General features: G+C 68.6%; 9 protein-coding genes. 5 read left to right on the top strand and 4 right to left on the bottom strand.

Annotated features, from left to right (window positions below; genetic code table 11):
- Positions 1-592: GNAT family N-acetyltransferase (locus Q0M60_RS00775; protein WP_366855378.1), on the top strand; the 592-nt coding region annotated here is incomplete at its 5' end.
- Here Q0M60_RS00775 and Q0M60_RS00770 read toward each other — a convergent pair.
- On the bottom strand, positions 593-937 hold the full coding sequence (locus Q0M60_RS00770) for a DUF6481 family protein (protein ID WP_296814699.1): 345 nt from the start codon (positions 935-937) through the stop codon (positions 593-595).
- Between the two features lie 89 nt (positions 938-1,026).
- Positions 1,027-1,275, bottom strand: a complete 249-nt coding sequence (locus Q0M60_RS00765) for a DUF3297 family protein (RefSeq protein ID WP_296814696.1) — start codon at positions 1,273-1,275, stop codon at positions 1,027-1,029.
- Positions 1,276-1,317: 42 nt separating this feature from the next.
- On the opposite strand from Q0M60_RS00765, the gene Q0M60_RS00760 reads away from it, so the two are divergent.
- Positions 1,318-2,619 carry a serine hydrolase gene (locus Q0M60_RS00760; protein ID WP_296814693.1) on the top strand — a complete coding sequence of 434 codons (1,302 nt, stop codon included), beginning with the start codon at positions 1,318-1,320 and terminating at the stop codon, positions 2,617-2,619.
- Here Q0M60_RS00760 and Q0M60_RS00755 read toward each other — a convergent pair.
- Positions 2,570-3,841 (bottom strand): dicarboxylate/amino acid:cation symporter, encoded by a 1,272-nt coding sequence (locus tag Q0M60_RS00755; protein ID WP_296814689.1) that lies wholly within the window; start codon positions 3,839-3,841, stop codon positions 2,570-2,572. The genes Q0M60_RS00760 and Q0M60_RS00755 overlap by 50 nt on opposite strands.
- Positions 3,842-3,965: 124 nt before the next feature.
- Here Q0M60_RS00755 and Q0M60_RS00750 point away from each other — a divergent pair, with 124 nt between their 5' ends.
- From Q0M60_RS00750 to Q0M60_RS00740, 3 genes are read left to right on the top strand one after another with little or no spacing between them, the layout of a single operon-like run.
- Positions 3,966-5,228 (top strand): DUF819 family protein, encoded by a 1,263-nt coding sequence (locus tag Q0M60_RS00750; protein ID WP_296814687.1) that lies wholly within the window; start codon positions 3,966-3,968, stop codon positions 5,226-5,228.
- A gap of 55 nt (positions 5,229-5,283) precedes the next feature.
- A complete protein-coding gene (locus Q0M60_RS00745) occupies positions 5,284-6,219 on the top strand; it encodes an ABC transporter ATP-binding protein (RefSeq protein WP_296814685.1) in 936 nt (311 codons plus the stop codon).
- On the top strand, positions 6,219-6,986 hold the full coding sequence (locus Q0M60_RS00740) for an ABC transporter permease (protein ID WP_296814680.1): 768 nt from the start codon (positions 6,219-6,221) through the stop codon (positions 6,984-6,986). The genes Q0M60_RS00745 and Q0M60_RS00740 overlap by 1 nt, the downstream gene beginning before the upstream one ends.
- Positions 6,987-7,028: 42 nt before the next feature.
- Here Q0M60_RS00740 and Q0M60_RS00735 read toward each other — a convergent pair whose 3' ends face one another.
- Positions 7,029-7,430, bottom strand: a complete 402-nt coding sequence (locus tag Q0M60_RS00735; RefSeq protein ID WP_296814679.1) for a DoxX family protein — start codon at positions 7,428-7,430, stop codon at positions 7,029-7,031.
- Between the last annotated feature and the right edge of the window lie 77 nt (positions 7,431-7,507).

The following is a 7,507-nucleotide window of genomic DNA, read 5'->3' as shown; positions in this document are numbered from 1 at the left end:
CGCCGCCGTGGGGGCGCCCCGCTTCCTCGTCTCGCCAACCGGCTGCGAGCACGGCAAGCTCGGCGTCATGAGTCGCCACGCCGCCGCCCCCGAACTGCGCACTGAACGCCTTGTCTTGAAGGGGCACGCGCTCTCAGACTTCGAAGATCTGGCCGCAATGTGGGCGGATCCGGAGATCGTCCGCTTCATTGGCGGGCGGCCGTCCACCCGCGAGGAATCCTGGGCGCGCCTGATGCGATATGGCGGCTTCTGGTCGCTGTTGGGCTACGGCTTCTGGTGCGCGCGAACGCACGAGGGCCGCTACGTCGGCGACCTCGGTCTGCTCAATGGAGGCCGGGATCTCGATCCGCCGTTCGGCGACACGCCCGAAGCCGGCTGGAGCCTGGCGCCCTGGGCGCAGGGGCAGGGTTTCGCGGCGGAGGCCATGCGCGCCGTCCTGGCATGGGCGGACGCAAACGGCATCGGCCGCACGGTCTGCATGATCGAGCCGGGCAACGGCCCCTCGGTCAGGCTGGCGGAGCGCTTGGGCTACGCGCAGTTCGCCCTGACCCGCTATCACGGGGCGGAGATCGCCCTGTTCGAACGAGGCTGATCAGGCCCGGCGGAGCTGCTTGCGCAGGCGGGCTTCTTCCTTCTCGGCGGCCTTGCGGTCCTTGCGCGCGGCGCGTTTGGCCTCGAGCGCAGCCTGGGCGTCCGCGAGCGCGCTGGCGGCGCGCGACATCTGCTGCTGACGGCGCAGCTCCTCGGCCGCGGCCTTGGCCTCGGCGCGGGCCACCCGGGCGGCTTCGCGCTCCTGGGCCTTGACCTGTTCGCGCGTCAGGGCGCCCTCAGGGGCGGTCACCGCGGCCTTGGGCTTGAACTTGGCGAGGAGAGCTTTCTTGGCTTCGGCCTGAGCCGAAAGCCGGTCGGCGAAGCCGGGCTGGACTTTAGCGTTCATGAATCCTTGGGGGAGGGCCTGGGAGGGCGAGGCCTCTAAGACCCCAAACCCGCCCAAAAATCAAGCGTCGCCGGGGAAACGCGCCGCGCTCAGCCCTGTTCCTCTTTCTGGAAGAACGGCTCGACCACGCCCTTGAGGCGGATCGTCATGGGATTGCCCTGACGGTCCAGCGCCTTGCCCGCGACCAGCTTCACCCAGCCCTCGGACACGCAGTACTCGTCGACGTTGGTCTTTTCCTGGCCGTTGAAGCGCACGCCGACGCCGCGCATCAGGATGGCCTCGTCGTAGTAGGGGCTGTTGGGATTGCTGGACAGGCGGTCGGGCGGAGTCTCGGACATGTGCGCGGCGATAGCCGATACCTGGCGGTTCGCGCAATCCGCTTGCGTACTGCCGCCGCCGACGCGAACGATGCGTCCATGCCGCTGGACCGCCGCTCGCTCCTGATCGCGCTCGCCGCCGCACTGGCGGCGCCCGCCTCGGCGCGACAGGCGCTGGAGAGCCTGGTGGACCCGGACCAGCCGGGCTCGGTGTTGGGCGCGGGCCTGATCGTGCGCGATGCGACGGGTGTGAAAATCACCGAAGAGGCGCTGGGCCAGGGCGTCTATCGGGGCCGGTTCAGGCCCTTCACCGTCGATACGCCCGTCAGAGTCGCTTCGATCTCCAAGATGATCGCCACCGCAGGCCTGATGCGGCTGGTCGAGGACGGCGGGCTGTCGCTGGACGACGACGTCTCGGACCTGCTCGGATTCCGACTGCGCCACCCGTTGTTTCCCGACGCGGCGATCACCGCGAGGCGCCTGGCCTCACACACGGCCGGTCTCAGAAACGGCGACACCTTTCCCGTGCCGCTGGGCCGACGGCTCGAGGAAGCCCTGGTCCCTGACGGCGCCCTGGCGGCGGGGGGCAGCTGGTGGTCACCGGTGGACCAGCCGCCCGGCTGGTTCGTTTATGCGGACGCCAATGTGGCGGTGCTGGCCCAGGTCATGGAGCGCGCCGCCGGCGAACGCTTCGACCGGCTGATGCGTCGCCTGTTGTTCGAGCCGCTCGGTCTCGATGTCGGGTACAACTGGAGCGGCGTGAGCCAGGCCAAGCGCGACCGGGCCTCGGCCTGCTGCCGTCTCGTCGAGGGTGTGTGGACGGCGGAGGTCGACGGCGAAGTGGCCGGCGCGCCGGCGGTCTGGATCAATCCCGACCCGGACCAGCCGGGCATCATGGCAGACGACTATCGGTCGGGCGAGAACGGCTTCGCCTTCTCGCCCCAAGGCGGCCTGCGGGCCAGCGTGAGCGACCTCGATCGCCTCGGCATGATGTTCTCGCGAGGCCAGGGGCCGCTGTCCGTCGAGAGCGTGGCCCGGATGAGCGAGCCGGTCTGGTCCTTCGATCCGTCCGCTCCGAACGGCGATACGGACCGGGGCCTGATTACCCGCTATGGCCTGCATGCTCAGGCGGCCGGGGGCGGGGTCAGCGACGCCTTCTTCGGGCCCGGCTCAGACGACTGGCGCGGACATTTCGGCGAGGCCTACGGGCTGGTGTCGGGCCTGTTCTGGAACCAGCGCGACGGACGGCAGGTCGCCTGGATCATCAACGGCACACCCGAGGAGGCGGCCATGACGCGCCTGCCGGACCTAGCGATCACGCCGTGGGAGGCTCGGCTCCTTCAGCGGGTTCCGCGCCGCGATTGAGGATGGCGGTCACCGCGAGGTCGGCCGAGACATTGCCCACGGTGCGGAAGATGTCCGGGATGATCTCCACCGCCAGCAACAGCGGCAGGAGCTCGATCGGCGCCCCCATGGCCAGGCAGATCGGCGCGATCGAGACGAAGAAGGACACCTGACCGGGCAGGCCCACCGAGGAGATCGACACCGCAAACGCCACCACGCCCGCGGCGATCAGCTGGGCCAGAGATGGCTCCACGCCCGAGACGTGGCAGATGAACAGCACGACCGACAGGTTCGCCACCGGGCTGGTCAGGCGGAAAACCGCGACCGCCAGGGGCAGGACCAGGCCGGCGACGTGCTCGGGCACGCCGAGGTGGTCGCGCGCCCGCTCCACCATGGCCGGCAGGGTCGCGAGCGAAGACTGGGTCGAGAAAGCCACCACCTGGGCGGGCGCGATGGCGCGCGCGAAGCGTCCGAGCGGGACGCGGCCGAAGATCACCGCGAGCGGGTAGCTGGCCAGGGCGACGGCGATACAGCCGAGCGAAACCAGTAGAACATAGTGGAACAGGGCGCCCGTCGACCCCAGGCCACCGCGAAGGCCCAGAGTCAGGGCGAGGGCGAAGACGCCGAGCGGCGCGGCCCACAGCACCCAGCGCACGATCACGATCATGGCGTCCGCGATCGCGTCGAAGAACCGGACGATCAACTCCCTATGGTGCTCCGGCAGGCGCGTCACCGCGAAGGCGAAGAACAGGGCGAAGATCACCAGCGGCAGGATGGCGTTGTCCGCCGCCGCGGACACCGGGTTCGACGGCGCCAGCGACCGGAGCCAGGCGCCGAACTCCAGGGCCTGGGCGCCCTGGCCTTCCTCCACGCCGGGGGCTCCGGCGACCAGGGCCTGGGCGCTGAGCGGATCGACCGGCCAGAGCGCCAGGGCCGCCTGAACGCCGACCAGGGTCAGGGTGATGGCGGCGACCAGAAGGGCGGTGAACCAGGCGATCGCCCGCGCGGTCAGCCGTCCGGCCGCCAGGGCGTTGGACACGGCCGCCACGCCGACGACCAGCAGCGCCAGCACCAGCGGCACCACCGTCATCTGCAGGCCGCCCAGCCAGACGCCGCCGATCGCTTCGGCGGTCGAGACCAGCCAGGGCAGGGGCTCGCTGGAGGCGTGCAGCCAGGCGCCGAGGCCGAGGCCGAAGGCCAGCGACAGGAGCACACGGCCGCTCAAGGAATTCAGAAAACGCATGCGCGGCCTCGCCCCGTTATCGGCTCAAGATCGAGCGCCGGACGGGATTCCGCAATGGCCTGCGCTTGCCTGATCGTCCTTGGGCGGGTTTATGGTCGAGTTCGAGCGACGAAACGGAGCCCTCATGGAAGACGCCGCCGCCCAGACCACAGCGCTGGTCACCAACGACGCCGTGGCCTTTGGCCTGCTGGCTCTCATCCTCGGGTTCGTCTTCTGGGCCTCCGGCCTGAAGAACGGCGCGGTCCAGAAGTTCTTCGGCATCATCCCGCCGCTGCTGCTCTGCTATTTCCTGCCGAGCCTGCTGACGACCTTCGGGGTGATCGATCCGGAGGAATCGCAGCTCTATTTCGTGGCCTCGCGCTACCTGCTGCCGGCGGCGCTGGTGTTGCTGACCCTGTCGGCGGACCTGCCCAGCACGATGCGGCTGGGTCCCAAGGCGCTGATCATGTTCTTCACCGGCACCATCGGCGTGATGATCGGTGGCCCCATCGCCATCTTCCTGACCAGCGTGCTGGCGCCGGAGCTGCTGGGGAGCGGGCCGGAGGCGATCTGGCGCGGCATGGCCACGGTCGCCGGCAGCTGGATCGGCGGCTCGGCCAACCAGGCGGCGCTCTACGAGATCTTCGGGGCGGGACCGGACGTCTTTTCGATCTGGATCGCCGTGGACGTCATCGTGGCCAACATCTGGATGGCCGTGGTCCTGTGGATCGCCGCCAACCAGGTGAGGGTCGACCGCTGGCTGAAGGCCGACTCGTCGGTGGTCGAGGAGGTGCGCGCCAAGGCCGAGGCCATCGAGCAGGCCAACGCCCGCATCCCGGTGCTCAAGGACCTCATGCTGATCCTGGCGGTCGGCTTCGGCGCGGTGGGCGCCGCCCACGCCATCGCCGATCCGCTCGCGACCTGGTTTGGGGAGACCTATCCGCAGCTCGACCGTCTGTCGCTCGACTCCAGCTTCTTCTGGCTGGTGCTGGTCGCCACGATCATCGGGGTGCTGCTGTCCTTCACCCCGGTCAAGAAGCTGCAAGGGCCGGGCGCCTCCAAGGTCGGCTCGGTGTTCGTCTACATCCTGGTGGCGACCGTCGGCCTGAACATGAACATCGCGGCCATTCTGGACACGCCCGTCTACTTCCTGATCGGCGGGGTCTGGATGCTGGTCCACGTGATCCTGATGTTCACCGTGGCGCGCCTGATCCGGGCGCCGAGCTTCTTCCTCGGCGTCGGCTCCATGGCCAACATCGGCGGCGCAGCGAGCGCCCCGGTGGCGGCGGCGGCCTTCCATCCGTCCCTGGCGCCGGTCGGCGTGCTGCTGGCGGTGCTGGGCTACATCGTCGGCACCGCGGCGGGCTGGGCGACCGGTCTGGCGATGGCGGCGATCGGCGGCGGCTAATATCCCTGTTTTCTAGAGGGTTGAGTCCAGCGGGGCCGCGGCCTACCTGAGCCGTATGGAACCCATTCTCTCGATCCGGGGGCTGGCCAAGACCTACGCCACCGGCGTGGTCGCGCTCGAGCCGACCGACCTCGACATCCAGAAGGGCGAGATCTTCGCCCTGCTGGGCCCCAACGGCGCCGGCAAGACGACGCTGATCTCGATCGTCTGCGGCATCGTCACGCCGTCGGCGGGAAAGGTCACGGCCGATGGCTTCGACACCCAGAAGGACTATCGCGAGACGCGCGCTCGCATCGGCCTGGTCCCGCAGGAACTGACCACCGACGCCTTCGAGAGCGTCTGGTCGACCGTCTCGCTGAGCCGCGGCCTGTTCGGCAAGGCGCCCAATCCGGCGCACATCGAGAAGGTCCTTCGCGCGCTCAGCCTGTGGGACAAGCGCAACGACAAGATCATGACGCTGTCGGGCGGCATGAAGCGCCGGGTGCTGATCGCCAAGGCCCTGTCGCACGAGCCGACCATCCTCTTCCTCGACGAGCCGACCGCCGGCGTGGACGTCGAGCTGCGCCGCGACATGTGGAACCTGGTGCGGGACCTCCGAGAGCAGGGCGTCACCGTCATCCTGACCACCCACTATATCGAGGAAGCCGAAGAGATGGCCGACCGGGTCGGGGTGATCTCCAAGGGCCGGCTGATCGTTGTCGACGAAAAGACCGCCCTGATGAAGAAGCTGGGCAAGAAGACCCTGACGCTCCAGCTGCAGGAGCCGCTGGCGGCGCTGCCCGAGGGGCTTTCCGACTGGGTCCTCGAGCTGAAGGACGAGGGCAATGAGCTCGAATACGTCTTCGACGCCACAGCCGAGCGAACGGGCGTGCCCTCCCTGCTGCGCCGGCTCGCCGACCTCGGGATCGGCTTCAAGGACCTGAACACCCGCCAGAGCTCGCTGGAGGACATCTTCGTGGACCTCGTCCATCGGCGCGAGGAGGCGGCCTGATGCCCTTCAACGGACACGCCGTCGCGGCGCTCTACAAGTTCGAGATGGCGCGGGCGCGCCGCACCCTGTGGCAGAGCCTGGTCACCCCGGTCGTGACCACCTCGCTCTATTTCGTGGTCTTCGGCGCGGCTATCGGCAGCCGGATGAACGAGGTCGACGGCACGGCCTACGGCGCCTTCATCGTGCCCGGCCTCATCATGCTGAGCCTGTTCACCAACAGCCTCTTCAACGCGTCCTTCGCCATCTACTTCCCGAAGTTCACCGGCACGATCTACGAGGTGCTGTCGGCCCCGGTGTCGCCCTTCGAGCTGGTCACCGCCTATGTCGGGGCGGCGGCGACCAAGTCGGTGATCCTGGGCCTGATCATCCTGGGGACCGCGGCCCTGTTCACCCCGCTGAGGATCGAACACCCGGCCCTGATGCTGGCCTTCCTGGTCTTGACGGCGCTCAGCTTCTCGCTGTTCGGCTTCATCCTCGGCGTCTGGGCCAAGGGGTTTGAGGAGCTGAATGCGGTGCCCATGCTGATCGTGACGCCCCTGACGTTTCTGGGCGGCGCCTTCTATTCGATCGACATGCTGCCGGGCCTGTGGCGGACGGTCAGCCTGTTCAATCCGATCGTCTATCTGATCTCGGGCTTCCGCTGGACCTTCTACGGCAGGGGCGACGTGCCGGTGGAGATCAGCCTGCTGGCCATCTGCGGCTTTCTGGCGGTCTGCCTGACTATCGTCGCCTGGATCTTCAAGACCGGCTACCGGCTGAAGAACTGAGGTCGAGGGCCCCCGGATAGGCCCGGGGGCGCCAGATCGGTGCTAGGCGCGCTTGCGCAGGGCTGCGTCCAGGCTCCAGGGGCCGGGGCCCGAGAAGATCAGGTAGAAGAAGACGAAGCAGTACAGGATCGCCGCGTCGCCGCCGTTCAGAGTGGGGTACAGGTTTCCGGGGGCGTGGAACTGCCAGTAGGCGACGGCCATGGTGCCGGACGCCAGGAACGCCGCCGGACGGGTGAACAGCCCCAGCAGGATCAGCAGGCCGGTGATGATCTCGATCCAGCCGCCGAGCCACATCTGGCTGAAGGCGTCCGGAGCCGGCCCCTCGCGGGCGGGGAAGCTGAAATGCTTCTGGGTCCCGTGCAGGGTCAGGAGCAGGCCGGAGACCATACGCAGGACGCTGAGGACGCGCGGCGCATGCGCGCCGAGGCTGGCGGTGTCGAACATGTCAGGCTCTCCCTCCGGCCGCGAAAACCGCAACCGGTTCTGCGACGAATGTAGAGCTTGGCCTTAAGGGCGCAACC

The sequence above is a fragment of the Brevundimonas sp. genome (assembly GCF_024711105.1).
GTDB lineage: Bacteria > Pseudomonadota > Alphaproteobacteria > Caulobacterales > Caulobacteraceae > Brevundimonas.
This window is presented reverse-complemented; position numbering and strand designations above follow the sequence as displayed.

Excerpts from the sequence above, each read along its gene's own strand:
- Q0M60_RS00770 (WP_296814699.1), bottom strand. The coding sequence starts at position 937 with ATGAACGCTAAAGTCCAGCCCGGCTTCGCCGACCGGCTTTCGGCTCAG.
- Q0M60_RS00765 (WP_296814696.1), bottom strand. The coding sequence starts at position 1,275 with ATGTCCGAGACTCCGCCCGACCGCCTGTCCAGCAATCCCAACAGCCCC.
- Q0M60_RS00755 (WP_296814689.1), bottom strand. The coding sequence starts at position 3,841 with ATGCGTTTTCTGAATTCCTTGAGCGGCCGTGTGCTCCTGTCGCTGGCC.
- Q0M60_RS00750 (WP_296814687.1), top strand. The coding sequence starts at position 3,966 with ATGGAAGACGCCGCCGCCCAGACCACAGCGCTGGTCACCAACGACGCC.
- Q0M60_RS00745 (WP_296814685.1), top strand. The coding sequence starts at position 5,284 with ATGGAACCCATTCTCTCGATCCGGGGGCTGGCCAAGACCTACGCCACC.
- Q0M60_RS00740 (WP_296814680.1), top strand. The coding sequence starts at position 6,219 with ATGCCCTTCAACGGACACGCCGTCGCGGCGCTCTACAAGTTCGAGATG.
- Q0M60_RS00735 (WP_296814679.1), bottom strand. The coding sequence starts at position 7,430 with ATGTTCGACACCGCCAGCCTCGGCGCGCATGCGCCGCGCGTCCTCAGC.